The organism is Pedobacter nototheniae, from assembly GCF_004335085.1.
Taxonomy (GTDB): Bacteria; Bacteroidota; Bacteroidia; order Sphingobacteriales; family Sphingobacteriaceae; genus Pedobacter; species Pedobacter nototheniae.
On sequence record NZ_RQRS01000069.1, the window covers coordinates 1 to 500 of the forward strand.

At 28.6% G+C, this 500-nt stretch carries 2 protein-coding genes; both read left to right on the forward strand.

Features of this window, described 5'->3' with window-relative positions:
* Positions 1-207 (forward strand): hypothetical protein (locus tag EHC72_RS22970; protein ID WP_211660353.1); only part of this gene is annotated, 207 nt, incomplete at its 5' end.
* On the forward strand, positions 158-500 hold a 343-nt coding region (locus tag EHC72_RS22490; RefSeq protein WP_131539964.1), incomplete at its 3' end, for a hypothetical protein. The genes EHC72_RS22970 and EHC72_RS22490, both read left to right, overlap by 50 nt.

Below are 500 nucleotides of genomic sequence, written 5' to 3' on the forward strand. Positions count from 1 at the left end.
GGCAGTAAAAACCTAAGTTTAAACCATCGAGAGTACAGGGGGTTCATGCACCTAAAAGACCAATTAGAAAAATCTTTAAAAATCGAATTAGACGAAAAAATGCAAAAGGATATTCGACAAGCTATAAAAAACGAAAGAACCACTAAAACACAAGAAAATGAGCGAAATAAAAACATCGGAACAAATCAAGGCAGAACTAGAAAATAAAAAAGTAGCTAAAACTTATTTGTCTGAATTTGAAAACGGCATTAATCAAAAATTAAGTCATTTTGAGGTTGTTTTAGCTAGTTTTAAGCCAAATTATGAAATAAAGCATAATTATAACACCGATGAAATAAAAGCGCTTAAAAACACTTTAAATGAGATTAATTTAAAACTTCAAAAAATTTCTATTCCTGAAAAAATAGAAGTTTTAGAAAAAAAAGAAACTAAAATCGTTTTTAACGATAAAACCACTCAATTTTTGATGTGGTTCTGCGGAATTGCTTTTTTTATCGCTG